The sequence below is a fragment of the Oleiphilus sp. HI0117 genome (assembly GCF_001635235.1).
This window is the reverse complement of sequence record NZ_LWGA01000535.1, coordinates 1-422: the sequence shown is the minus strand read 5'-3', so window position 1 is coordinate 422 and position 422 is coordinate 1. Positions and strand designations below refer to the sequence as shown.

Here is a 422-nt window from a genome sequence, read left to right as displayed (position 1 = left end):
CGCCCATCATGACAGACCCAAACCATCAAAGGTCGGGTAGCTCCCGTGTTAGATTGGCTTGACATAGATATCGTTTTCCTCGGAAGCGCTCTCTCATCAAGTGATGTGAGAAGCGCTGCTAATCGTCTATACTGCGTCTTTTGAATTTTTCGAAAGGCGCTTATGTTCCGCTTAGTTTACACAATTCTTTTCGCACTCTGTATGCCATTTGTTTATCTGAAGCTTTTATGGCGAGGATTTAAGGCGCCAGAATATAAGGCCAGAAAAATGGAGCGTTTTGGTTTTTTTAATGCGCCAAAGCTGAATAGAAGTATTTGGGTGCATGCTGTGTCCGTAGGCGAAGTGCTAGCAGCGGAGCCAATTATTCGAGAGATTCAAAGGCGTTTTCCAAACCGAGATATCGTTATCACTAGTATGACGCC

Annotated in this window: 1 protein-coding gene; it reads left to right on the top strand. The window is 44.5% G+C overall.

All coding sequences use genetic code 11. From position 1 onward, the window contains the following. Positions 1 to 162: 162 nt before the first annotated feature. On the top strand, positions 163 to 422 hold a 260-nt coding region (locus tag A3757_RS28055), incomplete at its 3' end, for a glycosyltransferase N-terminal domain-containing protein (RefSeq protein WP_369819535.1).